The 25,235-nt window shown below is 52.9% G+C and carries 19 protein-coding genes; 11 read left to right on the plus strand and 8 right to left on the minus strand.

Annotated elements, in window-relative coordinates:
• Positions 1–178 precede the first annotated feature (178 nt).
• The 3 genes from actP to acs all read right to left on the minus strand — a co-directional run bounded on the left by actP (position 179) and on the right by acs (position 4,335).
• Positions 179–1,828 carry a cation/acetate symporter ActP gene (gene actP / locus OGW16_RS01260; RefSeq protein ID WP_043018092.1) on the minus strand — a complete coding sequence of 550 codons (1,650 nt, stop codon included), beginning with the start codon at positions 1,826–1,828 and terminating at the stop codon, positions 179–181.
• Positions 1,825–2,139: a DUF485 domain-containing protein gene (locus tag OGW16_RS01265; RefSeq protein WP_006688274.1), complete on the minus strand. Its 315-nt coding sequence runs from the start codon at positions 2,137–2,139 to the stop codon at positions 1,825–1,827. The genes actP and OGW16_RS01265 overlap by 4 nt, the downstream gene beginning before the upstream one ends.
• 237 nt (positions 2,140–2,376) lie before the next feature.
• Positions 2,377–4,335 carry an acetate--CoA ligase gene (acs, locus tag OGW16_RS01270; RefSeq protein ID WP_043018093.1) on the minus strand — a complete coding sequence of 653 codons (1,959 nt, stop codon included), beginning with the start codon at positions 4,333–4,335 and terminating at the stop codon, positions 2,377–2,379.
• 433 nt (positions 4,336–4,768) lie between these two features.
• On the opposite strand from acs, the gene nrfA reads away from it, so the two are divergent.
• The 7 genes from nrfA to gltP all read left to right on the plus strand — a co-directional run bounded on the left by nrfA (position 4,769) and on the right by gltP (position 12,931).
• The gene (nrfA, locus tag OGW16_RS01275) at positions 4,769–6,205 is read left to right on the plus strand and encodes an ammonia-forming nitrite reductase cytochrome c552 subunit (protein WP_043018094.1); all 1,437 of its coding nucleotides are present in this window, start codon (positions 4,769–4,771) and stop codon (positions 6,203–6,205) included.
• A gap of 44 nt (positions 6,206–6,249) precedes the next feature.
• The gene (nrfB, locus tag OGW16_RS01280; RefSeq protein ID WP_043018095.1) at positions 6,250–6,816 is read left to right on the plus strand and encodes a cytochrome c nitrite reductase pentaheme subunit; all 567 of its coding nucleotides are present in this window, start codon (positions 6,250–6,252) and stop codon (positions 6,814–6,816) included.
• On the plus strand, positions 6,813–7,484 hold the full coding sequence (nrfC, locus tag OGW16_RS01285) for a cytochrome c nitrite reductase Fe-S protein (RefSeq protein ID WP_043018096.1): 672 nt from the start codon (positions 6,813–6,815) through the stop codon (positions 7,482–7,484). The genes nrfB and nrfC overlap by 4 nt, the downstream gene beginning before the upstream one ends.
• Entirely contained in the window at positions 7,481–8,437 is a 957-nt protein-coding gene (nrfD, locus tag OGW16_RS01290) for a cytochrome c nitrite reductase subunit NrfD (protein WP_047406963.1), read from the plus strand. Before nrfC ends, nrfD begins: the two co-directional genes overlap by 4 nt.
• Positions 8,438–8,445: 8 nt before the next feature.
• Positions 8,446–10,659, plus strand: a complete 2,214-nt coding sequence (gene nrfF, locus OGW16_RS01295) for a heme lyase NrfEFG subunit NrfF (protein ID WP_087051808.1) — start codon at positions 8,446–8,448, stop codon at positions 10,657–10,659.
• A complete protein-coding gene (gene nrfG, locus OGW16_RS01300; protein WP_199995166.1) occupies positions 10,656–11,276 on the plus strand; it encodes a heme lyase NrfEFG subunit NrfG in 621 nt (206 codons plus the stop codon). Before nrfF ends, nrfG begins: the two co-directional genes overlap by 4 nt.
• Positions 11,277–11,620: 344 nt before the next feature.
• Positions 11,621–12,931, plus strand: coding sequence for a glutamate/aspartate:proton symporter GltP (gene gltP / locus OGW16_RS01305; RefSeq protein ID WP_043018099.1), 1,311 nt, complete (start codon positions 11,621–11,623; stop codon positions 12,929–12,931).
• Positions 12,932–13,035: 104 nt separating this feature from the next.
• On the opposite strand, the gene yjcO is transcribed toward gltP, so the two are convergent.
• Together yjcO and fdhF are read right to left on the minus strand one after the other, a co-directional pair.
• The gene (gene yjcO, locus OGW16_RS01310; protein ID WP_043018100.1) at positions 13,036–13,725 is read right to left on the minus strand and encodes a Sel1 family TPR-like repeat protein YjcO; all 690 of its coding nucleotides are present in this window, start codon (positions 13,723–13,725) and stop codon (positions 13,036–13,038) included.
• Between the two features lie 103 nt (positions 13,726–13,828).
• Positions 13,829–15,976 carry a formate dehydrogenase subunit alpha gene (gene fdhF, locus OGW16_RS01315; protein WP_080625853.1) on the minus strand — a complete coding sequence of 716 codons (2,148 nt, stop codon included), beginning with the start codon at positions 15,974–15,976 and terminating at the stop codon, positions 13,829–13,831.
• A gap of 288 nt (positions 15,977–16,264) precedes the next feature.
• On the opposite strand from fdhF, the gene OGW16_RS01320 reads away from it, so the two are divergent.
• Positions 16,265–16,996, plus strand: a complete 732-nt coding sequence (locus tag OGW16_RS01320) for a response regulator (RefSeq protein ID WP_043018102.1) — start codon at positions 16,265–16,267, stop codon at positions 16,994–16,996.
• Between the two features lie 59 nt (positions 16,997–17,055).
• On the opposite strand, the gene OGW16_RS01325 is transcribed toward OGW16_RS01320, so the two are convergent.
• The 3 genes from OGW16_RS01325 to OGW16_RS01335 are packed head-to-tail and all read right to left on the minus strand — an operon-like array spanning position 17,056 to position 19,615.
• Positions 17,056–18,060 carry a carbohydrate kinase family protein gene (locus OGW16_RS01325; RefSeq protein WP_087051810.1) on the minus strand — a complete coding sequence of 335 codons (1,005 nt, stop codon included), beginning with the start codon at positions 18,058–18,060 and terminating at the stop codon, positions 17,056–17,058.
• Positions 18,057–18,917, minus strand: a complete 861-nt coding sequence (locus OGW16_RS01330; RefSeq protein ID WP_075145344.1) for a ketose 1,6-bisphosphate aldolase — start codon at positions 18,915–18,917, stop codon at positions 18,057–18,059. Before OGW16_RS01330 ends, OGW16_RS01325 begins: the two co-directional genes overlap by 4 nt.
• A 14-nt stretch (positions 18,918–18,931) precedes the next feature.
• Positions 18,932–19,615 (minus strand): D-lyxose/D-mannose isomerase, encoded by a 684-nt coding sequence (locus OGW16_RS01335; protein ID WP_043018105.1) that lies wholly within the window; start codon positions 19,613–19,615, stop codon positions 18,932–18,934.
• 550 nt (positions 19,616–20,165) lie between these two features.
• On the opposite strand from OGW16_RS01335, the gene OGW16_RS01340 reads away from it, so the two are divergent.
• The 3 genes from OGW16_RS01340 to OGW16_RS01350 form a co-directional block, all read left to right on the plus strand.
• The gene (locus OGW16_RS01340) at positions 20,166–22,706 is read left to right on the plus strand and encodes a type VI secretion system Vgr family protein (RefSeq protein WP_286517602.1); all 2,541 of its coding nucleotides are present in this window, start codon (positions 20,166–20,168) and stop codon (positions 22,704–22,706) included.
• Positions 22,699–24,795, plus strand: coding sequence for a T6SS effector phospholipase Tle3 domain-containing protein (locus OGW16_RS01345; RefSeq protein WP_172862571.1), 2,097 nt, complete (start codon positions 22,699–22,701; stop codon positions 24,793–24,795). The genes OGW16_RS01340 and OGW16_RS01345 overlap by 8 nt, the downstream gene beginning before the upstream one ends.
• 9 nt (positions 24,796–24,804) lie before the next feature.
• Positions 24,805–25,235: T6SS immunity protein Tli3 family protein (locus OGW16_RS01350; protein WP_502873958.1), on the plus strand; the 431-nt coding region annotated here is incomplete at its 3' end.

Consider the following 25,235-nt stretch of genomic DNA (forward strand, 5'->3'; position numbering starts at 1 on the left):
AAAGGATGTTAAAAATGCTTAATGATTTATTTATGGGCTGGCAGTGGCTAAATCTTGTGTGTGCGATTGTTTTCCTGTTGCTTATCGCTGTACCTGCTCGTCGCTTTATAACGGATGAGAATCCTGGATGATTTGCTGAATGTCTTCCCCGGCCAAAATGACCGGGGAAGAGGAGGAGTTAGTGTGCGCGACCTTGTTCTACGCCGTACCCGGTCTGGGAACGGATGAACTGAGCACGGAACTGCTCGCGTTCGCGATTGCCTTCTTCTGAGTTGTCGGTAGCAGAGAAGAACCAAATCCCGAGGAATGCTACGCTAATGGAGAACAGCGCCGGATACTCATACGGGAAAATGGCTTTTTCGTGACCGAGGATCTGGACCCAAATCGTCGGGCCAAGAATCATCAGCACCACCGCCGTCAGCAGACCTAACCAGCCGCCCAGCATCGCGCCACGCGTGGTCAGTCTTGACCAGTACATGGAGAGCAGAATGATGGGGAAGTTGCAGCTGGCCGCGATAGCAAACGCCAGGCCTACCATGAAGGCGATGTTCTGGTTCTCAAACAGCACGCCGAGCAGAATAGCAATCACGCCCAACACCAGTACGGTGATTTTCGAGACTCTCAGCTCTTCACGTTCGGTTGCGCCTTTGCGGAACACGTTGGCGTACAGGTCATGAGAGACTGCCGATGCACCCGCCAGCGTCAGGCCGGCAACCACCGCCAGGATGGTGGCAAATGCCACGGCTGAGATGAAGCCGAGGAACAGGTTACCGCCCACCGCGTTCGCCAGGTGAACCGCTGCCATGTTGTTACCGCCAATCAACGCACCTGCAGCGTCTTTGTACGCCGGATTAGCCCCTACCAGCATGATTGCGCCAAAGCCGATGATAAAGGTCAGGATGTAGAAATAACCCATAAAACCGGTGGCGTAGAACACGCTCTTACGCGCTTCGCGGGCATCGCTTACCGTGAAGAAACGCATCAGGATGTGCGGCAAGCCTGCCGTACCAAACATCAGGCCGAGACCTAACGACAGCGCGGAGATCGGATCTTTAACCAGTCCTCCCGGGCTCATAATGGCTGAACCTTTCGGGTGTACCGCCATCGCTTCGGTGAACAGGTTGTTGAAGCTAAAGCCGACGTGCTTCATCACCATAAAGGCCATAAAGCTGGCGCCGAACAGCAACAGAACGGCTTTGATGATCTGTACCCAGGTGGTCGCCAGCATGCCGCCAAACAGAACGTACATCATCATCAATACGCCAACCAGCACGACGGCGATGTGATAGTTCAGACCAAATAGCAGCTCAATCAGCTTACCTGCGCCGACCATCTGGGCGATCAGGTACAGCGCGACCACCACAAGGGAACCACAGGCCGACAGAATACGGATTGGGCCTTGTTTCAGACGGTAGGAAGCAACGTCTGCAAAGGTGTAACGACCCAGGTTACGCAAACGCTCAGCAATCAGGAACAGGATAATTGGCCAGCCAACCAGGAAGCCGAGGGAATAGATCAGCCCGTCATAACCCGAGGTAAACACCAGCGCGGAAATCCCGAGGAACGATGCCGCCGACATATAGTCGCCCGCAATCGCCAGCCCGTTCTGGAAACCAGTGATGTTACCGCCAGCGGTGTAGTAGTCATTCCGCGAACGTACGCGCTTAGACGCCCAGTAGGTAATGCCGAGCGTAAAGATGACGAAAATCAGGAACATAACAATCGCCTGCCAGTTGGTTGGCTGGCGTTGGACTGCACCACTAATAGCATCCGCCGCGTTTGCGGCGAAGGGCAGCGTGGCGGCAAGCGCCGTCAGGACTCTCTTCATGATGCTTTAACCTCGTGCAGAACCGCATTGTTCAGGCGATCGAATTCACCATTTGCCCGCCAGATGTAGATCCCGGTCAGGATGAAAGAGATGAGGATCACACCGACCCCAATCGGAATACCGCGGGTGACGCTGGTTCCCGCGTGTAGCGGAGTACCCAGCCAGCCCGGCGCAAAGGCAATCAATAATATAAAGCTGATATAAACTGCCAGCATGATGATGGACAGAATGGTGGCAAACCGTTGCCGTTTTTCAACTAACTCCCTGAAACGCGCACTGTCTTCTATCCGCTGATAAATATTGTCATTCATCACAGAGCTCTCCAGAGGTCCCCCTGCGTCTTTCGTGCTACAGGTTCGTTGGCCGCACTCGCCCACCCCAGTCACATAGTGAACTATGCTCCTGGGGATGTGCTCGCTTGCCGCCTTCCTGTAACACGAAATCCTTTGGGGGAGGGTTTTTATATTTCCCTCCCGCTCAGGGGAGGGGTAGGGATAGGATTTGTAGGCCCGATAAGCAGCGCGCCATCGGGCATTTCACGGTTATGGTTATGATGGCATCGCGATGGCCTGCTTCTCTTCGAGCAGTTTCTCTACCACGCCCGGATCGGCGAGGGTCGAGGTATCGCCCAGATTGCTGGTATCGCCCGCCGCGATTTTACGCAGGATACGGCGCATGATTTTGCCGGAGCGGGTTTTCGGCAGTGAGTCGGTCCAGTGCAGCACGTCTGGCGTTGCCAACGGACCAATTTCTTTACGCACCCAGTTGCGAACCTCGGCGTACAACTCAGGTGACGGCTCTTCGCCGTGATTCAGCGTGACGTAGGCGTAGATCGCCTGGCCTTTAATATTATGCGGAATACCGACTACCGCGGCTTCGGCAATCTTCGGATGCGACACCAACGCCGATTCGATTTCTGCCGTTCCCAGACGGTGACCAGAGACGTTCAGCACATCGTCCACACGGCCGGTGATCCAGTAATAACCATCTTCATCACGGCGTGCGCCGTCGCCGCTGAAGTACATATTCTTGAAGGTGGAGAAATAGGTTTGCTCAAAGCGTTCGTGATCGCCAAACAGCGTTCTCGCCTGGCCCGGCCACGAGTCGGTAATTACCAGGTTGCCTTCGGTCGCGCCTTCCAGTGGATTACCTTCGTTATCGACAATCGCAGGCTGTACGCCAAAGAACGGACGGGTTGCGGAACCGGCTTTCAGCTCGGTGGCGCCCGGCAGCGGGGTGATCATGAATCCCCCGGTTTCAGTCTGCCACCAGGTATCGACGACCGGACATTTTTCGTTGCCGATCTTCTTCCAGTACCACTCCCATGCTTCCGGGTTGATCGGCTCGCCAACGGAACCCAGGATACGCAGCGACGAACGGTCAGTACCTTCAATCGCTTTATCGCCTTCTGCCATCAGGGCGCGGATGGCGGTCGGTGCGGTATACAGAATATTGACCTGGTGCTTGTCCACAACCTGCGACATTCGTGCCGGAGTAGGCCAGTTTGGCACGCCTTCGAACATCAGCGTGGTTGCGCCGCAGGCCAGCGGACCGTACAGCAGGTAGCTGTGTCCGGTTACCCAACCTACGTCAGCGGTACACCAATAAATATCGCCCTGATGGTAGTCAAACACGTACTTAAAGGTGGTTGCGGCGTAGACCAGATACCCGCCGGTGGTGTGCAGCACGCCTTTCGGTTTGCCAGTTGAACCGGAGGTATACAGGATAAACAGCGGATCTTCCGCGTTCATTTCTTCTGGCTGATGTTCCGGGCTGGCTTTCTCGATAAGATCGGACCACCACAGGTCACGGCCTTCCTGCCATTCCGTTTTACCGCCAGTACGTTTGAGGACGACTACATGTTCAACGGTTTTCACGTTCGGGTTTTTCAGCGCATCATCGACGTTCTTTTTCAACGGGATAGCGCGTCCGGCGCGCACGCCTTCGTCGGCTGTGATCACCAGGCGTGAATTAGAGTCGATAATACGTCCGGCGACGGCTTCCGGTGAGAAACCACCGAAGATGACCGAATGCACCGCGCCAATGCGGGCGCAGGCCAGCATGGCGACCGCAGCTTCCGGCACCATCGGCATATAAATTGCCACCACATCACCTTTTTTAATGCCTAAATCCAGTAATGTATTGGCAAAACGACAGACATCGCGATGCAGCTCGCGGTAGGTAATATGTTTGCTTTGGGTGGCGTCGTCGCCTTCCCAGATGATGGCGGTACGATCGCCATTTGCCTGCAGATGACGGTCGAGGCAGTTCGCTGCCAGGTTTAGCGTGCCGTCTTCGTACCATTTAATAGACACGTTGCCTGGCGCAAACGAGGTGTTCTTCACCTGGCTGTACGGTTTGATCCAATCAAGAATCTTTCCCTGCTCGCCCCAAAATGTGTCGGGTTCGTTAACAGATTGCTGGTACTTCGCTTCGTACTGCTCCGGATTTATCAGGCAACGATCCGCAATGTTTGCGGGAATAGCGTGTTTATGTATTTGGCTCATGGCTTTTGTTCTCCTTGTAGGATGTTAATAATATGTCTCATAAACGTTAAATGTAGGGGCATTGAGAGTTTTGTTTAGTATTTGCGCGGCAGATCACGCAATAAACGAATTGTGCAAATTAGCGACAAACTGAATTTTGAAGGGAACTAGCAAAAATTGATTAAATCTCGCGATAACATGTAGTTATCTAAAGGATTATTGAAAAGGTGATCTGTCTCTGAATTAGACCAAAGAGTGAGAGGTTTGAGGGGTGCTATAACTCTAAAGTGGTATTTTACATACACTTACAATTGATTAAAGACAACATTTTCAGTGTGGTTTCTTGTTACAAATAGGGTGGAGCAATGTCATGACAGTATCGTGTGGTTGCTGTTGTGGAAAACAATAAAAGAACCGCCATTGCAGATAATGGCGTCATCTGGATGAGACCCCTATGGCAAGGATAAAATCACGCGTACGCCGTTTCTTCAGCCTGTTATTACCTTTATTATTTATTTCTGCTGTTCACGCTGAACAAACTTCTGTACCCGCAAAAACCGTCACCGTTGAAGCGAAAAATGAAACCTTCGCTCCTCAGCATCCCGATCAATATCTCTCCTGGAAAGCCACGTCTGAGCAATCAGCCCGTGAAGATGCGCTGGCAGAAGATCCGCGTCTGGTGATCCTGTGGGCGGGATATCCATTCTCGCGCGATTACAACAAACCGCGTGGACATGCGTATGCCGTGACCGATGTCCGTGAAACCTTACGTACCGGCGCACCAAAAACGGCAGAAGACGGCCCGCTGCCGATGGCTTGCTGGAGCTGTAAAAGCCCGGACGTAGCGCGTCTTATCCAGAAAGACGGTGAAGATGGCTACTTCCACGGTAAATGGGCGCGCGGCGGTCCGGAAATTGTTAACAACCTCGGTTGTGCAGATTGCCATAACACCGCGTCACCCGACTTCGCCAAAGGCAAGCCAGAGCTGACCCTGTCGCGTCCTTATGCAGAACGCGCGATGGAAGCGATCGGCAAACCGTTCGAGAAAGCCGGTCGCTTTGACCAGCAATCCATGGTCTGCGGCCAGTGTCACGTGGAATACTACTTCGACGGTAAAAACAAAGCCGTTAAGTTTCCGTGGGACGACGGCATGAAAGTCGAGAACATGGAGAAATACTACGACAACATTGCTTTCTCTGACTGGACCAACTCCCTGTCTAAAACACCAATGCTGAAAGCGCAGCACCCGGAGTATGAAACCTGGAGCGCAGGTATTCACGGCAAGAACAACGTGACCTGTATCGACTGCCACATGCCAAAAGTGCAAAACGCGGAAGGCAAGATCTACACCGACCATAAGATTGGTAACCCGTTCGATAACTTCCCTCAGACCTGCGCGAACTGCCATACCCAGGACAAAGCGTCCCTGCAAAAAGTGGTCGCCGAGCGTAAACAGGCCATTCATGACCTGAAAATCAAGGTTGAAGATCAACTGGTACATGCGCACTTCGAAGCGAAAGCCGCATGGGATGCGGGCGCAACCGAAGCGGAAATGAAACCGATTCTGGAAGATATCCGCCACGCGCAATGGCGCTGGGACCTGTCTATCGCCTCACATGGTATTCACATGCACGCCCCGGAAGAAGGTCTGCGGATGCTGGGTAGCGCAATGGATAAAGCCGCCGATGCGCGTACCAAACTGGTCCGTCTGCTGGCGACCAAAGGCATCACGCATGAAATCCCGTTACCGGATATCTCTACTAAAGAGAAAGCTCAGGCAGCGATTGGTCTGAACATGCAGCAAATCAATGCTGAGAAGCAGGAGTTCATCAAGACGGTGATTCCGCAGTGGGAAGATCAGGCGCGTAAAAACGGTCTGTTAAGCCAATAACCCCATTTCGCCCCGCAAGGGGCGGATAACTCAACGGAGTGAATATGAGCGTATTACGTTCGTTATTAACTGCTGGGGTGCTGGCGTCAGGCTTGTTATGGAGCCTGAGTGGAATCACTGCCACGCCAACGCCGCAGGAGTCGGATCAACGCTGGACGGTTACCCAACAGCGTAATCCGGATGCCGCTTGTCTGGACTGTCACAAGCCGGATACCGAGGGCATGCATGGTAAGCATGCGGAAGTCATCAACCCGAATAACAAACTGCCGGTCACCTGCACCAACTGTCACGGCCAGCCGTCACCGAACCACCGTGAGGGGGTGAAGGATGTGATGCGCTTCAATGAGCCGATGTACAACGTGGAACAGCAGAACAGCGTCTGTATGTCTTGTCACCTGCCTGAGCAGTTGCAAAAAGCGTTCTGGCCGCACGATGTCCACGTAACCAAAGTGGCGTGCGCCAGCTGTCACTCACTGCATCCGAAGCAAGACACGATGCAGACGCTAAGTGATAAAGGACGGATCAAAATTTGCGTCGATTGCCACAGCGATCAGCGTAACAATCCGAACTTTAACCCGGCGTCGGTTCCGTTGCTTAAGGAGCATCCATGAGTTGCTCTCGTCGCCAGTTTATCACCGGCGTCGGCGCGCTGGTGGCAGTGAGCGGGACGGCGGGACGCGTTGTGGCGCAGACGCTGAACATCAACGGCGTGCGTTACGGTATGGTACATGATGAGTCATTATGCATCGGTTGTACGGCCTGCATGGATGCCTGTCGGGAAGTCAACAACGTGCCGGAAGGCGTATCGCGTCTGACGATTATTCGCAGTGAGCCGCAGGGAACGTTTCCTGATGTGAAGTATCGCTTCTTTCGCCACTCATGCCAGCATTGCGACCACGCTCCCTGCGTTGACGTCTGCCCGACGGGGGCATCGTATCGCGATGCCGCCAACGGTATTGTGGATGTGAACCCGGACCTTTGTGTTGGCTGTCAGTACTGCATCGCCGCGTGTCCTTATCGCGTGCGCTTTATCCATCCGGTGAGCAAAACGGCGGATAAATGCGATTTCTGCCGGAAAACCAACCTGAAAGCGGGCAAACAGCCCGCCTGCGTTGAGTCATGTCCGACGAAAGCGCTGACGTTTGGTAATCTGGACGATCCCAACAGCGATATCTCCCGTTTGTTGCAGCAGAAAACCACCTACCGTTACAAGCTGGCGTTGGGTACAAAACCGAAGGTCTACCGCGTTCCCTTTAAATTTGGGGAGGTGAGCCAATGACATCCGCTTCTGCATTTCATTTTGAATCACTGGTGTGGGACTGGCCCATTGCCATCTATCTGTTCCTGATTGGCATCTCTGCCGGACTGGTCACGCTGGCGATTCTGCTACGTCGTTTCCATCCGGAGGCGGGCGGTTCGGACAGCACGCTGCTGCGCACTACGCTGGTGTTAGGGCCGGGGGCGATAATCTTCGGTCTGTTAATCCTGGTGTTCCACCTGACGCGTCCATGGACCTTCTGGAAACTGATGTTCCATTACAGCTTCACCTCGGTGATGTCGATGGGGGTTATGCTGTTCCAGTTGTACATGGTGGTATTAGTGTTGTGGTTGGCAAAAATCTTTGAAAAAGAGGTGATTGCCCTGCAACAGCGCTGGCTGCCGCGGTTAGGAATCGTGCAGAAAGTGTTGACGTTGATAACGCCATTTCATCGCGCGCTGGAGACGTTAATGCTGGTGCTGGCGGTCCTGCTCGGGGCGTATACCGGGTTCCTGCTGTCGGCACTGAAATCCTACCCGTTCCTGAATAACCCGATCCTGCCGGTGCTGTTCCTGTTCTCCGGGATCTCCTCCGGCGCGGCGGTGGCGCTGATCGCTATGGCGTTACGCCATCGTAGCAATCCCCACAGCACTGAAGCGCACTTTGTGCATCGCATGGAGGTTCCGGTGGTATGGCTGGAGATCTTCCTGCTGGCGGCGTTCTTTGTTGGTCTGGCGCTGGGCGATGACGGTAAAATGCGCGCGCTGGCGGCGGCATTGGGCGGCGGATTCTGGACCTGGTGGTTCTGGCTTGGCGTAGCTGGGCTTGGGCTGATACTGCCGATGCTGCTAAAACCCTGGGCCAACCGCAGTTCGACGTTTCATGGCGTGCTGGCAGTGTGCGGTGCCAGCCTGACCGGCGTACTGCTGCTGCGCTTTTTTATACTCTATGCGGGTCAGCTAACCGTTGCGTAAGGTGATATCTGGACGTTCTCCTTCCTGAAGCCGGTTTTCTGGCGTTGTTATTAAGCCTCGGGGTCAATGTGTTGACCCCGCTTGCCGTGTTGGTGGGTGTCCGCCAGCGCTGGCAAGGGGTGATGCGTCTGGCAAGCGTGGGAGTATGGGCGCAATTTGCGCTGCTGCTGCTGGCTTTTGCCATTCTGGTATTCTGCTTTTTGACCAGCGACTTTTCGGTGGTCTACGTTGCTCAGCACAGCTACAGCCTGCTGCCGTGGGGATTAAAACTGGCGGCGGTGTGGGGCGGTCATGAAGGATCGTTGCTGCTGTGGGTGCTGTTTCTTTCCGGCTGGAGCGCGCTGTTTGCTTTTCGCTATCGGCGTGATTCCGACGCGCTGTTTCCGCTGACGCTCAGCGTCCTCTCAATGATTACGGCCTTGCTGCTGCTGTTTGTGGTGGTATGGTCCGATCCGTTTGTGCGCATCTTCCCGCCGGCCATTGAAGGGCGCGACCTTAATCCGATGCTGCAACATCTCGGGTTAATCCTCCATCCGCCGCTGCTGTACCTGGGTTACGGTGGTTTAATGGTGGCGGCAGGCGTGGCGCTAGCCTCGCTGCTACGTGGTGACTTTAATGCGCAGAGCGCCTGGGTGTGCTGGCGCTGGGCGCTGCCCGGCTGGTGCGCGCTAACGCTGGGGATTATCCTCGGCTCCTGGTGGGCCTACTGCGAGCTGGGCTGGGGCGGCTGGTGGTTCTGGGACCCGGTAGAAAATGCCTCCTTATTACCCTGGCTTTCCGCCAGCGCGCTGCTGCATAGCCTTTACATCACGCGCCAGCGGGGGATCTTCCGCCATTGGTCGCTGTTGCTGGCGATCGTCACGCTGATTTTATCGCTGCTCGGGACGCTGATTGTGCGCTCCGGCATTCTCGTTTCGGTGCATGCTTTCGCGCTGGATAACGTTCGCGCCGCGCCGCTGTTTGCGCTGTTTACCGTATTGAGCCTGGCGTCGCTTGGGCTGTACGCCTGGCGAGGCCAGCAAGTCCGCCAGAGTGGGCGTTTTGGCGGCTGGTCGCGCGAGATGCTGATTCTGGTCGCGTTATTACTTTTTTGCGCGGTGCTGCTGATTGTGCTGATTGGTACCCTCTATCCGATGATTTACGGGTTGTTTGGCTGGGGGCGGCTCTCCGTGGGCGCGCCGTACTTTAACCGCGCCACGCTGCCTTTTGGCCTGCTGATGCTGCTGGTTATCGTGCTGGCAACGATCAGAAGCCGCAAAGTGTCTGTGCGTTGTCAACTTCCGGCGCTGCTGGCGCATGCCGGGGTGCTGGTGTTTGCTGCGGGGATCGTTTTCTCCAGCGGCAGTCGTCAGGAGATAAGCCTGAATCTGAGCCCGGGGCAGCAGGTGGAACTGGCGGGATACACTTTTCGTTTTGAGCGTCTCGACCTGGAAGCAAAAGGTAACTACACCAGTGAAAAAGCGCAGATCACGCTGTGGCAGGATGAGAAACGCATTGGCACCCTGCAGCCAGAAAGACGCTTCTATGCCGCGCGCCGTCAACAGATGATGGAGCCGGGGATCAACTGGAACCTGATGCATGACTGGTACGCGGTAATAGGCGAAAAAACCGGAGCGGACCGTTATGCCATGCGCTTGTACGTGCAGACCGGCGTGCGCTGGATCTGGGGAGGGGGATTGTTGATGGTGTTTGGCGCGTTGCTGAGCGCATGGCGAGGGAGGAAGCATCCTGAGTTATTGCCTGATGGCGCTGCGCTTATCAGGCCTACGAGTGAAAAGCAGGGTAGGCCGGATAAGGCGTTCACGCCGCCATCCGGCAAAACGATGTTACTTATGGCTTTACTGATTTTTCTGCCTTTTGCCACCCATGCCCAGGTTGTGGACACATGGACGTTTGCCAACCCGCAACAGCAGGAAAAAGCGCTGTCTATTGCCAGCCAACTGCGCTGTCCACAGTGTCAAAACCAAAACTTGCTGGAATCCAATGCGCCGGTAGCGGTCAGTATGCGCCATCAGGTTTATAGCATGGTGGCGGAAGGGAAAAGTGAAGCCGAGATAACGACGTGGATGACCGACCGTTACGGTGATTTCGTGCGCTACAACCCGCCGTTGAATGAGCAAACGCTGCTGCTGTGGGCGCTGCCGTGCCTGTTGTTATTACTGGTGGGCGTGGTGGTCTGGCGGGTGAGAAGTCGTCAGCGCGTAGAGGAGGGTGAGCAATGAACCAGAGCGAACACTCCACTGCGCCGTTACGCCCAATGCCTGTGAAGCGGCTGACTGCTGTAGCGGTGCTGATGGTTGCGGTCTGCATAGGAGGTTACCTGTCGACGCCAAAATGGCAGGCGGTTCGTCAGGAGCAGGCGCGGCTGGCGGACCCTTTACATGCGTTCTCCGATGAGAACCTTCAGGAAAAACAGCTGCTTTTGCTGCAATCGCAAATTCGCGCCAATCCACAGGACGGTGTGAAATGGGCGCAACTTGGAGAGTACTATCTTTGGCAAAACGCGTACCATAATGCACTGCTGGCCTATGAGCAGGCGCTGCGTGTAGGTGGTGAAAATGCTGAGATCTATTCAGCGATGGCAACGGTATTGTACTACCAGGCCGGACAACATATGACGCCGCCCACTCGCGAGATGATTGATAAGGCCCTGGCGTTGGACCCGGCAGAGGTCACCGCCTTGATGCTGTTAGCTTCAGATGCGTTTATGCAGGCAGAATACGCCCAGGCTATATCAGTGTGGCAAAAAGTTATGGATTTAAACTCGCCGAGGGTGAACCGGGCGCAGCTCATTGACTCTATTAATATGGCGAAGTTGTTGCAGAATCGGCAAAAATAAATTTGTTTTTTTTGTGATTTGTATCATTTTGTCTGTTTAAAAAATAGGCAAACGAACAATTGAGCAAAAAAAAATCATGCCATGACTTCTTCATTTTTGAACATATTAAAATTCTTTTATAACAAAAAGTTATTCATTGTTACCGCGATAAAATCGCATTTTTATGCATAAATTCAGCCAAAGGCCCTGTTCTTAGAGGGTTGCGCGGAATGCCATGCAGATGATAATGATAATAAGCGTTAAAAAACTCCATAAACGAACGCAACACAATTCATACCCTTTCAGTATGTACTATTCCCACACACCGCATGTGGAATAGCGCTCCATCGAGGAAGTCCGTTGTTATGAAAAATTTGAAAGTCAGCCTGGCATGGCAGATTCTAATCGCCATGGTGCTGGGCATTCTGCTAGGGAGTTACCTGCATTACCATAGCGACAGCCGTGAATGGCTGGTTGTAAACCTGCTGTCACCGGCGGGCGATATCTTTATCCATCTGATCAAAATGATCGTTGTGCCCATTGTCATCTCTACGCTGATTGTCGGTATTGCCGGGGTCGGTGATGCCAAACAGCTGGGCCGCATTGGCGCCAAAACAATTCTCTATTTCGAAGTGATCACCACCGTGGCGATTATCCTTGGGATCACGCTGGCCAATGTGTTCCAGCCGGGTTCCGGGATTGATATGTCGCAACTGGCGACCGTGGATATTTCGAAATATCAAAGCACGACCGCAGAAGTACAGAGCCACGCGCATGGTCTGATGGGGACAATTTTGTCACTGGTGCCGACCAATATCGTCGCATCGATGGCAAAAGGCGATATGCTGCCGATTATCTTCTTCTCAGTGCTGTTCGGTTTAGGTCTGTCGTCCCTGCCGGCAACTCACCGCGAGCCGCTGGTTACCGTGTTCCGCTCTATTTCCGAAACCATGTTTAAAGTGACTCACATGGTGATGCGCTACGCGCCAGTCGGCGTTTTCGCGCTGATTGCCGTTACCGTCGCGAACTTCGGTTTTGCCTCCCTGTGGCCGCTGGCGAAGCTGGTGCTGTTGGTGCATTTCGCCATCCTGTTCTTCGCGCTGGTGGTGCTGGGGATTGTCGCGCGTATCTGCGGTTTGAGCATCTGGATCCTGATCCGCATTCTGAAAGATGAGCTGATTCTGGCTTACTCTACCGCCAGCTCCGAGAGCGTACTGCCGCGTATTATCGAGAAGATGGAAGCCTATGGCGCACCGGCTTCAATCACCAGCTTTGTGGTGCCGACCGGCTACTCATTCAACCTTGATGGTTCAACGTTGTACCAGAGCATCGCTGCTATCTTTATCGCGCAGTTGTACGGTATCGACCTGTCGCTGTGGCAGGAAATCGTGCTGGTGCTGACGCTGATGGTGACCTCAAAAGGGATTGCGGGCGTGCCGGGCGTATCATTCGTGGTGCTGCTGGCTACGCTTGGCAGCGTGGGGATCCCGCTGGAAGGACTGGCGTTTATCGCTGGTGTTGACCGTATCCTCGATATGGCGCGTACCGCGCTGAACGTAGTGGGTAACGCGCTGGCGGTGCTGGTTATCGCCAAGTGGGAACACAAATTTGACCGCAAAAAAGCGCTGGCCTACGAGCGCGAGATGCTGGGTAAATTTGATAAGACTGCCTTGTAGGCCGGATAAGGCAACGCCGCCATCCGGCAACCTGCCCCGGGTTGCCTGATGGCGCTACGCTTATCAGGCCTACAGCGACTACGTTCATCCGGCAATGCAAACCATTACCCGTTTGTTAACTTATCAAACTCTTCGCAGCCGGTATCGAACCCTTCTATACAGCTCAGATTCAGCCAGTGCAACGCCTTCTGTTTATTCTTCACGATAAAACCCTGTTCACCGTTTAAGAACATCATTCCGGCCCAGTACTCGGAATAACCGGTGCGGGAAATGGCTGAGCTACGCTTGAAATACCACGTCGCTTTCTCATCATCTGCGGGAATACCCACGCCGTTGGCGTAAATCAGTCCGAGCAGCATTTGTGCGTCGACGGCGGAATCATTTTCCAGGTCTTCGGAGGCGTTTTGCAGCAAGGTAATAGCTTTAGGATAATCTGTGTGTCCTGCCTGGGTGTTGACCAGAATCCGCGCCAGGGTCAGTTCTCCCGCTTTACTGCCCGCTTTGGCTGCCTTTTCCGCCAGCGTTTTGGCCTGGGGGTAATCCAGACTGACCGGATTCGTAATTTTGATTTGCGCCAGTAGCGCGCAGGCGTCGGCATCGCCGTTGTCGGCGGCTTTTTGCGCCCAATACTCGGCTTTGCTCAAATCGCCTGAACTGAACCAGCTATCGGCAAGAAAGTACTGTGCGCGACGGTCCCCTGCCTCAGCGGCCTGTAAGTACTGGCTTCCTGGCTCAGTATCACTGGCATGGGCAAAGAATGTCATAAAGAACATCAATGCAATGAGTTGTTTCATTTTGAGTTTTATTTAGGGTACGGAATGAACAGTATAAAGAGATCGTATGGATAAAAAAACAGCCTCCGGGCGGAGGCTGTTGCAGAACAGGTACGTAAACGGACTAACCCATCGCGCTTTCGCGCAGGCTGGCTTTCAGCTTAGTGTACTCATCAATGACATACTGCTCGGCAGCGCGCTGATCGGCAATGCGTTCAACGTTAACGGCACAGTACTTATACTCCGGCGTTTTGGTAATCGGGCTTAAGTTCTCGGTTACCAGCTCATTACATGCGCCAATCCACCACTGGTAGGTCATGTAAATCGCGCCTTTGTTTGGACGATCGCTGACTGCCGCACGGGTAATGACCCGGCCTTTACGCGAATTAACCCATACCAGTTCTTCATCCTGGATGCCCAGGCGTTCTGCGTCGGCGGTGTTGATCTGGGCATAGCCCGGTTCATCCGCCAGCGCGGCCAGCGCCGCACAGTTACCGGTCATCGAACGGCAAGAGTAGTGGCCGACTTCACGCACTGTAGACAGCACCATCGGGTACTCCTCAGTGAGTTTGTCGATTGGCGCTACCCAGTCGCAGGTGAAGAACTGCGCCAGTCCATTCGGGGTGTCGAACTTCTCTTTGAAGAGGTAAGACGTACCCTGATCGGCTTCTGAGGTATCGCGACAAGGCCACTGGATATAACCCAGTTCGCCCATTTTCTCGTAAGTTGCACCGTAGAAATCCGGGCACAGATGACGCAACTCATCCCAGATTTCCTGGGTGTTGTTGTAGTGCATCGGGTAGCCCATACGGGTGGCGATTTCACTGATAATCTGCCAGTCCGTTTTCAGATCCCACTTCGGCTCAACGGCTTTAAAGAAGCGCTGGAAGCCACGGTCAGCCGCAGAGAAGACACCTTCATGCTCGCCCCATGACGTAGACGGTAAAATAACGTCTGCGGCAGCGGCAGTTTTGGTCATGAAGATATCCTGCACGATGACCAGTTCCAGATCCTCAAAGCCTTTGCGCACTGCGGAGAGTTCAGCATCGGTCTGTAATGGATCTTCACCCATAATGTACGCCGCGCGTACTTCGCCATGCGCCGCACGGTGCGGCAGTTCGCTGATGCGATAACCGGTATGCGCAGGCAGACTTTCCACGCCCCAGGCTTTAGCGAATTTCTCGCGGTTTTCCGGGAACTTAACGTACTGATAGCCCGGATAGGTATCCGGCAGCGCGCCCATGTCGCATGCGCCCTGAACGTTGTTCTGGCCACGAACCGGGTTAACGCCCACGCTTGGCTTACCGAGGTTACCGGTCAGCATTGCGAGGCTGGTCAGTGAACGCACGGTTTCCACGCCCTGATAGAACTGGGTAACACCCATGCCCCACAGGATGGCCGCGCTTTTTGCCGTGGCATACATACGTGCAGCCTGACGAATATCCTGCGCGCTAACGCCAGTGATATCTTCGACGGACTCCGGCGTGTAGCCTTCGACAATCTTGCTGTACTCTTCGAATCCTTCTGTACGGGAGGCGACGAACGCCTGGTCGTACAGTTTTTCTTCGATGATGACATGACCCATGGCGTTAAGCAGCGCGATGTTCGAGCCGTTTTTCAACGCGATGTGCATGTCGGCAATGCGCGCGGTTTCAATTTTGCGCGGATCGCAGACGATGATTTTCGCCCCGTTACGTTTAGCATTAATCACGTGATTCGCCACGATCGGGTGGGAATCCGCCGGGTTATACCCGAAGATGAACACTAAATCTGTGTTATCAATTTCATTGATAGCATTACTCATTGCGCCGTTACCGACCGATTGGTGCAGACCTGCAACCGATGGGCCGTGTCAGACGCGAGCGCAGCAGTCAACGTTATTGGTACCAATAACGGCGCGCGCGAATTTTTGCATTACATAGTTGGTTTCGTTACCCGTACCGCGAGATGAACCGGTCGTCTGAATAGCGTCCGGGCCATACTTCGCTTTGATGGCGCTCAGACGAGTGGCGACGTAATCAAGCGCTTCATCCCAGGAAACAGATTCCAGTTTGCCGCCACGCTGGCGACGGATCATTGGGGTTTTCAGACGAGGGGTCAGGATCTGGGTATCGTTGATAAAATCCCAGCCATAGTAGCCCTTCAGACACAGGGTACCCTGGTTGGTTTTCCCCTGCGCCGCTTCAGCCCGGACGATTTTGCCGTTATCGACCACCAGGTTGATTTTGCAACCTGATGCGCAATATGGGCAAACCGTGACGACTTTTTTCATCGGTCTCGCTCCAGTTAATCAAATCGCGCATACGCGCTTGTCGCTTTAGTTATGCATCTTTTATGCCATGTTTTTATCAGGGGCATTAGTTGATATTACGGGCGAATTTTGCGCAAAACCCTGACGAAAAACAGGCTGTCGTCATATTTGACGTGACGAATCTCCAATACGTGACGGCCCGGCAGTGTGACCGAGGTTATGTTTCCCACACATCCTTGTGCCTTATCGCTGTCACTCTGTGCAGAATCAATCACACTCATTTAAGTTGGCCAGAAATGGGGAAAAACAATGAAGCCAGCCATACTGGTTGTGGATGATGACATCGCTGTCTGCACACTTTTACAGGATGTGCTAAGCGAACACGTCTTTGCGGTGACCGCTTGTCACACCGGGCAGGAGGCGCTGCGCTGCATTGAGACTCAGCCGGAAATCGCTCTGGTATTGCTGGACATGATGTTGCCTGATATTAACGGTCTGATGGTGCTGCAGCAGGTGCAAAAGATGAGACCCGGATTACCGGTGGTGATGCTGACGGGGCTTGGCAGCGAGTCGGATGTGGTTGTCGGGCTGGAGATGGGCGCTGACGACTACATCGGTAAACCGTTCAATGCGCGGGTGCTGGTGGCACGGGTAAAGGCGGTGCTCAGACGCGTCGGCGTGTTAATGGCAGAGAGCGGCGGCCCGCAAACTTCGGGGCTTTCTTTTAACGGCTGGCATCTCGATACTGCCGGTTGCCAGCTACATAATCCCCAGCAATTGAAGGTGGAGTTGACGCAGGGGGAATACAGCCTGCTGCTGGCGCTGGCCCAAAACGCCCGCCGGGTGCTGAGTCGGGAACAACTGCTGGAACTGACGCGCAGCGACAGCGTCGAGGTGTTTGACCGCACCATTGATGTGTTAATCATGCGGCTGCGGCGAAAAATAGAGATCAACCCGCACCAGCCAATGTTGATCAAAACCCTGCGCGGGCTGGGTTATGTGTTTGCCGCCGACGTGCAGCATCACGATAAGGCGGCGTAAACGCCTTATCCGGCCTACAAAAGTGATAACGACCCCGTAGGCCTGATAAGCGCAGCGCATCAGGCATCAGCCATCCCGGCTTCTAACTCTGCCAGCGTTTTCGCGCCGTCTATCGCGTTGGCGCACAGCAAACTGGCCCGCGCGCAGGCGTGCGCCAGCCTGACGCTGTCCGTCAGCGACCAGCGCTCATGGCAGCCATACAAAAATCCGGCGCAAAACGCATCTCCCGCCCCAACGCTGCCAACGATCTCCTCCTGCGCCAGATAGTGTGACGGGATCCAGACGCCCGGCAGGTCCGGCGCTTCTCCCCAGGCACCTTCCGGACAGTGAATAACCACCCGCTGGCGTACGCCTGCATTCAACAGCTCGCGCGCAGCGGTGGCGATGTGTGCAATATGCAGTTCGCCGTTGGGCTGGCGGATCTCCAGCCCGCTGAACTCCCCGGCTTCCAGTTCGTTAATCACCAGATAGTCGAGATGGCGTAACGCTGGCATCACCAGCGGCTGGTAACGCGGGTCACCCTTGCGTGAGACCAGATCCAGCGACGTTTCAAAGCCATTGTCGCGCATTTGTGCCAGCAGCCGGGCGCTACGCGTCCCGTACTCCTCATCCGGCATGTCCAGACTGTCGAGCAGCAGCAGATACCCCAGATGGAAGATTTTCATCGAGGTATCCAGTTGCTCAAAAGCGGGCAGATCCAGCAGTCGGTTGGCGCCAGGCGAGTGGAAAAAGGTGCGCTGACCGCTGGGATCGGTCATTACCTGCGACATCGACGTGGGGGCGAATGTTGTGCGCTGCACGTGTTGGCGATTAACGTGATACTGCTCCAGCATCGCCATGATGTAGTCGCCGTCGCTGTCCTGACCGATTAACCCCACCGCCTGTAGCGGCAGTCCGGCGTGCATTTTCGCCAGCGTCAGCAGCACGTTGAGCGGCGCACCGCCCGTGGCGCGTTCGCTACGGGTGATTTCCGCCAGCCAGCCGCGTTCCGGCCACTGCACAATTTGATGTACATGATCGACCAGCATGTTGCCTGCAGCGATAACGCCTTTGCGTTCCATCAGACCCGTCCCGCGCTGCCAAAAATGCGCATCTGTTCTGAAACGGTATCGGTAATGGCTTCTTCAATACCGAGTAGCAGTTCGGCGAATTCGTCGTACAGCGGCTGACGATTCGCCATCCGCGTCTCTACTGCCGACAGCGCCGCCTGCGACATGCCGGTATAGAAGTTGATTTTATGAATGCCGAGTTCAATCGCGCGCTTGAAATCGTCGTCGCTGATGCCGGAACCGCCGTGCAGTACCAGCGGGATTGCCGCCTGCTGGCGAATAGCGTCCAGACGCGGGAAGTCGAGCACCGGTTCGCCTTTATATTTTCCGTGCGCATTGCCAATGGCGACCGCCAGTGCGTCAATCCCGGTTCTGTCGACGAAATCACGCGCCATCATCGGGTCGGTAAATAACGACTCGTCGGCATGACCGTACAGCGCGCCGCCTTCATCACCGCCCACCGCGCCCAGTTCGGCTTCCACCGACACGCCGACGGCATGGCACATCTTTACCACTTCGCGGGTCTGGCGGACATTTTCTTCATACTCCAGCGTGGAGCCATCGAACATCACTGAACTGAACCCTAAGCGTAGTGCCCGAACCACCGACTCAAAGTGCAGGCCGTGGTCAAGGTTCAATACCACCGGAATGTCATGCCGCGCGGCTTCGAATTTGACTGCTTCGACCAGTGAATCCAGCGAGATATATTTAAAGTGCACCTCGGCGATGTTGATGATAAACGGCGAACGTTCCTGCTTTGCCGCGGCAAACAGCGCGCGCAGGAAGTGGGAGTCCAGAACGTTAAACGCCCCTAAGGCATAGCGATGCTCACGGGCATGGGCAAGGCCATCAGCGAGAGATATCAACGGCATAATGCGCTCCTTGGTTAGCGGAACAGGCGATATTCGTTACACAGCACCAGCTGCGCAGGTTCGTCTTCTTCAATGTCGTTATAGCGGGCGATCGGTTGCAGAAAGTGGTTATCGTGGTCGTCGTCATTAACAGACGAAACCTCGCCGACCAGCACGTCGCCAAAACCTTTTTCCGCCCAGAAGCTGTGATACAGGCCCGGCGGCAGGCAGATGCTTTCACCCGGCGTCAGGCGCAACTGACTGCCTGCCGCATGGGTTTGCCGACAGCCGTCAATCACCACGCTTACGTCGGTCTGCTCCGTTTGCTCCCGGATCCCCGCATTCCACAGTTCCACTATTAAATTGCCGCCGCCGCGATTGATAATGTCTTCGCGCTTGCGCCAGTGAAAATGCATCGGCGTGACCTGTGCATCGCGAACATGCATGATTTTCTCGGCGTAGCATTTTTCATAAGGCATACCTTTCGGCGAGCCGTTACGCAGAGTGAACAGCGTTAACCCTTGCGCGGCGAAATTGTTGCCGCCAAACGCGGTGACATCCCAACCGAGCTTTAGGTCGAACACTTCGCCCCAGGCAGAGGCATCAAGCTTGTGCCATTGGGTCGGAGGGAAACTGGCAAAAGGGGGGAGATGCACGTCGTGCTGAGAGAAAAACTGGCGCGTGTGGCCAAGGATCTCGTTTATTGCGGAGCGTTTCATTGATTCTCCTGTGGCTGATAAGATGACCTTTATGCGGCCCTCTCTCAAGGGGAGAGGGAGAAAACCAAAATCTTTCCTGGTGAATACATGGGCATAATCCAGTTACCCCTCCCCTCACAGCAGAATAGGGAATAGTTATATTTTATTGTGTTTTTTTATGGAAGGATGTGATTTATTCAATAAAATAATAAATAAAAAGGCTGTTTTTATAAATGTTATTAAAAATCATTGCCTTAATACTTGGTCTTTTAGTCGCGCCTCAGTTTTTGGAACCATTTGGATGTGATTATTGGATTGTTGCCTTACGATGAAAAAACGAATGCTGGGCTATATAAACCGTTTTGTTAGAAAATGATGTCATTGAATCTAAATTCGCGCCAGTTAATCGTTTATTTATATGTCAGGATTATATTACACGTTTAACTAATAATAATTAATTCACTTTCCAGATTTGTTTCCAGTAAAAAAATAACCATTTTTTTATTATTGTTGATATGCTGTCTGGACTTTATTTCTTATGTATTACTTTCTTTTGGTAAGGGATGCGATAATGAAAAAAGGATCAGGGTTCTATAATCTGGAAGGTATAGTTTCAGAGGAGAGTATAAATAAGTATTTATTCTCTGTTAGGGACGAGGGTAAGTTAGGGTTGCTGGATGTTGAAACAATTGAAGGTCATGAAAATTTAAGTAAACCATACAGTTATAAAATTAGATTCACATCAAAACAAAAAAACATCCCTCCTGACTCACTTCTTAACATTGAAGGCTCGCTGAAAATCAGAGCACCTAATCATAACTGGAATAAATATATTCAAGGTTCTGAGAAGTGGCTATATGAACGGCAAATTGAAGGCGTCATTACGTCATTTTCGCTTATTAGCACATCAGCGGATGAGTCACTGTACGAAATCAGGTTAGAGCATAAGCTGGCATTACTCTCACGACGCAAGCGTTCGGCTATTTACCTGAACATAAATGTGCCGAAACTGGTCACGCAGATCCTCAAAGAACATGCTTTTGCCGATTATGAAATCGACTTTGATAATCTTGTTTGTATCTATCCCAACCGGGAAATGATTGTTCAGTGGGAGGAGTCAGATTTAGCGTTTATCAGCCGCATCCTGTCAGAAGTTGGGATCTGGTTCAGGATCGCAAATCATCATGCTGTTTCGCACATTATGGTGGTTATCTTCAGTGATTCACAATGCCAATACCTCTTTGATCAAAAGATTATGCACTCATCCCATGCCGGGCTGACATCAAATGAGTATTCGATCGATCAGCTGGTATCAAAGCACAACGTTGTCTCCGCTGGCGTTAAAGTGAAGAACTTTGATTACAGGCTGGCAAACTCGCAGATGCTAAACGCTGACGCCGATGTGTCTGCGGAAAGGGCTACGGCATATGGCACAGAGTATCGCTATGCGGATATCCATCATCAGCCAGGATCGCAATTTGCCGAGGCGCAGCCAGGCGAGTCCAGCTGGTTTTACGCCAAACTGCATCACGAAATTATTCTTAATAATCAATCCATTTTAACCGGTGTGACCACCAGTCCGTCGATCGTGCCGGGGATGGTGCTGGAAATTGACGGCGCCATTCCACATGCCTTCGCCTCTGGATTTGTGGTAACGGCAATGCAGGTGACGGGGAGGCGCGATGCAGCGCTCCAGTCCCGGCTTATCGGTATTCCCTACAGCCAGAACGTTTGTTTTCGACCGCAGCCGCTACCCCGGCCACGTATTGCAGGTACTGTTCCCGCGATCGTTTCATCACCAATAGACAATGACCAATATGCTCATATCGATGTGCAGGGTCGCTATTGGGTGAAGTTTGATTTTGACCTCGACCAGCACAGGCAAGGTTATGAAAGCATGCCCGTTCGTCTGGCGCGGGTTTATGCCGGTGATACTTATGGTCATCACTTTCCGTTAATCCAGGGCACAGAGGTCGCCATTGCGTTTGAAGGCGGCGATCCGGAAAGACCTTTTATTGCGCACGCTCTGCATCATGCTCCAAAGCCTGATCCCGTTACCAGCCGCAACAATACCCGTAACGTCATCCGCACTGCGGGTCTTAATAAGCTGCGGATGGAGGACCGGCGCGGGCAGGAACACGTCAAACTGAGTACCGAGTACGGCAAAACGCAGTTGAACATGGGCCATCTTGTAGATGCTGGCGGTAAACCTCGCGGCGAAGGCGCAGAACTGCGCACCGATGACCGCGCGGTCCTGAGGGCGGCAAAGGGGATACTACTCACGACTGAGGCGCAGCCAAAAGCCCAGGGTAAGCAGCTCGATATGAGCGCAGTGGTTCAGCAGCTTCAGGCCGCGCTTACGCTGGCAACGTCGCTTCAGCAGAGCGCGCTGACGGCACAGGCGTTAAATGTCGAACTGGGACCGCAGCAGCAGCTTAACGCCGCGCTTGAACAGCTTACCCGCTCGGGGCTGGTGGCCTATGCCGATCACGGTATGGCCCTGCTGACACCGCAAACGATGGCATTATCAGCAGACAAAGATTTGTCGCTAAACGCCGCCAGCAACGGCAGTTTTAACGTCTTTAAAAAACTCTCAATGGCCGTTGGGCAGGGCCTGTCACTTTTCAGCAGAGCTATCGGAATCAAAATCATCGCCGCAAAAGATGATATTTCCGTCCAGGCGCAGCGCGGGGAAATGGGCCTGCTTTCTGATAAGCATTTTCATATTCAGAGTATGAACGGCAACGTGACCATCAGCGCCAGGAAGAATATCCAGCTTTTGTGCGGTGGTGGCGGTATCAGAATAAATGAAGACGGCTCAGTAAAAATATTCTCTCCCGCAAAAGTGCAGTTGAAAGGCACCACTCTTGACTGGAGCGGACCGGAGTCGGCAAAAGATAAAACCCCTGTCTTTCAGGAAGAACAGTTTCATCGCCGCATTAAATTACATGGCTCTGGCAACCCAGACGATGTTCTGAAAAATACAAAATTCAGACTGACTAAGGCATCAGGCGAAACCATTGAAGGCGTCACAGACGATGAAGGAATGACGCCGTTATTGGATATGACTGAAATGGACGAAATGAAAATGGAGATTTTACCAAATGAGTAACAGTCCCTTTAATCCGCAGGTGGTGGCGACAGGTGTACAGGGCGTGCCTAAGTCTACGGGCGGAAAAATGGCGGTCTGCGACGTGCCCGTTAAGTATTCCATGCCCTGCATTGTGATCCTTGTGCACGGCGTCAACGATGTGGGCGAGGCCTATCAGAATCAGGAGGAGGGTATTATCGCTGGCCTGAATGAACGTATGGGTCGCACGGATATGTATCCGCATGAATGGCAGCAGTACAAAATGGATATGGGCGATGGCGAGCAGCAGAATGTAAAAATGCCCGGACGCAGCCCGGTCATTCCATTTTATTGGGGGTATAAACCCGTCGATCATGCGACGTATACAGAAGACCAACGGCGTTATCGCGAAGAACGGGCTAAATCAGGAGACGCCGCAAAACTGCCTTACAACGCCTATCAGGAAGATGACCACGCAAAGCTGGAAAAGCTGGGGCATATTCCCCAAACCACCTTGAAATATCAGAATGATAATTTCGGTAATGTTCTCGATGATGTGTACGCCAAAGGCGGGGGTACCTTTGCCAATGCGACAACCACTATTCCGGATATGTTAGGGCCGGGCTCCGGCGGCCTGGCGAACGGTGCGGCAGGATTTGCATCACTGTATATGAATGCCGGGGATTTTACGCACCCTATTTATGATAATCCGCACCGTATTTATCAGTTTTTTGCCGCGCAGCGGCTGGCTGATTTAATCCTGATGATTCGAAGAGAACCGGCAACAAAATTCGATCCCATTAATATCATTGCGCACTCCCAGGGAACGATCATTACCATGCTGGCCAATATGCTGGTTAAAGCAACAGGTGCCGATCCCGCCGATTGCGTGATACTTAACCATTCTCCCTACGCACTGGAAAAAACGGCTGCTGAAAGCATGACGCCCGGACATCATCAAACGGATCGCGCCCGACAGCAGACGTTTAAAAATTTCTGCCAGTTGATGGCGACCAACGCCAGATACGGTAAGGGGCAATATCACACGCAAACCGAGATCGATGAATTAGAAGGCGCGCTGTGCCTGAGTAAAACCAATTCACAGTGGCGCAAGAATAAACTTTATACGCGTAATAACTTTGGCAAGGTATATAACTATTTTTGCCCCAATGACAGTGTGGTTTCATTACTTAACGTCCAGGGTTTGGGCTGGCGGGGAGTCCCCCATAACATTGCCAGCGGAATAGACAATCTGCACCAGCGGGTTTTCTGTGAAAATGGTCCGGAAATAGGCGGCAGCCCGCTGAGCGTGCCTTTTGAAATGCCGGCGTTAGAAAAGAATAGCTTTAATCAGGATACGGGCGCGACCAGACAATATACGTTTGCGGATGTTGTTGTGAATGGCGAGCAGCTCCCCGTTACCTTCAGACACCAGTTACAGGGCGCGGGAAGTCAGTATAAATATTCGATAGCGCCAGGTTCACCCGATCAGGACATCTCATTTTCTGCAAAAGCCACGGTTATTGCGCGCACTGAGACAGATTTCAAAAATCTCAGCGGCGCAGGTTTCGATTATTTACAGCCGGGCCAGGAATTAACGCCCACTGAACTTACGATGTTCGCCAAAAAATATGGCAAGCCTTATACCAAAGGCGTTGTTCTGGGTGGGGGATACAATAAACTCGTGCAGCTGACCTATGAAAAAACGCCGGATGAGCTGCAAAAAGAATGGATGCAATCAGAGCAGGTTGGTTACAGCCAGCATTCCTCTATTGTTATGTCGAAAGATGCCCCCGCGAAAGCGATGCCTTTCGATCTGGCGGTGGGAATATGCCGGGCATTTGATCACCGCTGCGGAGAATTCTGGACCGAGCTACTCCTGCGCGGAGACTGGCGTATGAAGCGTAACGGCCTGCCAATAACTGTGGATTATTATAATACTGGAAAGCTGAGCAAATACCGTACGAAAGATTTTATGAACAGGCCAGATGATATTTTACCGAAAGGGAAGTTTGGCGTGGTTAACGAATATTGTCATTCAACAACGGTTCAACCGGCCAGACGTAATGAAATATACAATACCGAGACTCCTAATCTGCAATGGGATATGCCTAAGCCGCTTAACGTTTAAGGATAAATTATGAAACTGGGAAATACGGTAGGAATAATAATCGGCGCAGTTTCACTATGCGCTATCACTGCCTGTACAAAAAAAATACCATCACAGGTTATTTATCGCTATGATGATAGCCGGTATCTGGAACTAAAAGGTTTCGATTGTGAAGGTGCACTTTGGTATCATGATATCAGGCGGAATATACATAAAGAATTAGTAAATGGCATTTATTCAACGTATCAGATATTTTCCGGAGTATATATTCACCCGTCAGATAAGTATATCCTGATACCGCGATGGGAGCCAGATGCTTACAAGATATCTAAAGATTACGGTCAAACGTGGCAGGTCGCAATATATATGGCTTCTTTCCCAGCGCTGGAGAAAAACTCAGATGGTATTATGCGTGACAGCCCTGAAGGAAAAGAAATAAAAAGAGTGGTGGTGGTTAATAA

This window comes from Citrobacter sp. Ce104, assembly GCF_030334595.1.
GTDB classification, from domain to species: domain Bacteria; phylum Pseudomonadota; class Gammaproteobacteria; order Enterobacterales; family Enterobacteriaceae; genus Citrobacter; species Citrobacter europaeus.

Bases quoted from the DNA above. Each gene is read 5' to 3' on its own strand.
- yjcO (WP_043018100.1), bottom strand. From the start codon at position 13,725: ATGAAACAACTCATTGCATTGATGTTCTTTATGACATTCTTTGCCCAT.
- nrfA (WP_043018094.1), top strand. From the start codon at position 4,769: ATGGCAAGGATAAAATCACGCGTACGCCGTTTCTTCAGCCTGTTATTA.
- nrfB (WP_043018095.1), top strand. From the start codon at position 6,250: ATGAGCGTATTACGTTCGTTATTAACTGCTGGGGTGCTGGCGTCAGGC.
- OGW16_RS01340 (WP_286517602.1), top strand. From the start codon at position 20,166: ATGAAAAAAGGATCAGGGTTCTATAATCTGGAAGGTATAGTTTCAGAG.
- OGW16_RS01330 (WP_075145344.1), bottom strand. From the start codon at position 18,917: ATGCCGTTGATATCTCTCGCTGATGGCCTTGCCCATGCCCGTGAGCAT.
- nrfG (WP_199995166.1), top strand. From the start codon at position 10,656: ATGAACCAGAGCGAACACTCCACTGCGCCGTTACGCCCAATGCCTGTG.
- OGW16_RS01335 (WP_043018105.1), bottom strand. From the start codon at position 19,615: ATGAAACGCTCCGCAATAAACGAGATCCTTGGCCACACGCGCCAGTTT.
- acs (WP_043018093.1), bottom strand. From the start codon at position 4,335: ATGAGCCAAATACATAAACACGCTATTCCCGCAAACATTGCGGATCGT.
- nrfC (WP_043018096.1), top strand. From the start codon at position 6,813: ATGAGTTGCTCTCGTCGCCAGTTTATCACCGGCGTCGGCGCGCTGGTG.
- nrfD (WP_047406963.1), top strand. From the start codon at position 7,481: ATGACATCCGCTTCTGCATTTCATTTTGAATCACTGGTGTGGGACTGG.
- OGW16_RS01265 (WP_006688274.1), bottom strand. From the start codon at position 2,139: ATGAATGACAATATTTATCAGCGGATAGAAGACAGTGCGCGTTTCAGG.
- gltP (WP_043018099.1), top strand. From the start codon at position 11,621: ATGAAAAATTTGAAAGTCAGCCTGGCATGGCAGATTCTAATCGCCATG.
- actP (WP_043018092.1), bottom strand. From the start codon at position 1,828: ATGAAGAGAGTCCTGACGGCGCTTGCCGCCACGCTGCCCTTCGCCGCA.
- OGW16_RS01345 (WP_172862571.1), top strand. From the start codon at position 22,699: ATGAGTAACAGTCCCTTTAATCCGCAGGTGGTGGCGACAGGTGTACAG.
- OGW16_RS01320 (WP_043018102.1), top strand. From the start codon at position 16,265: ATGAAGCCAGCCATACTGGTTGTGGATGATGACATCGCTGTCTGCACA.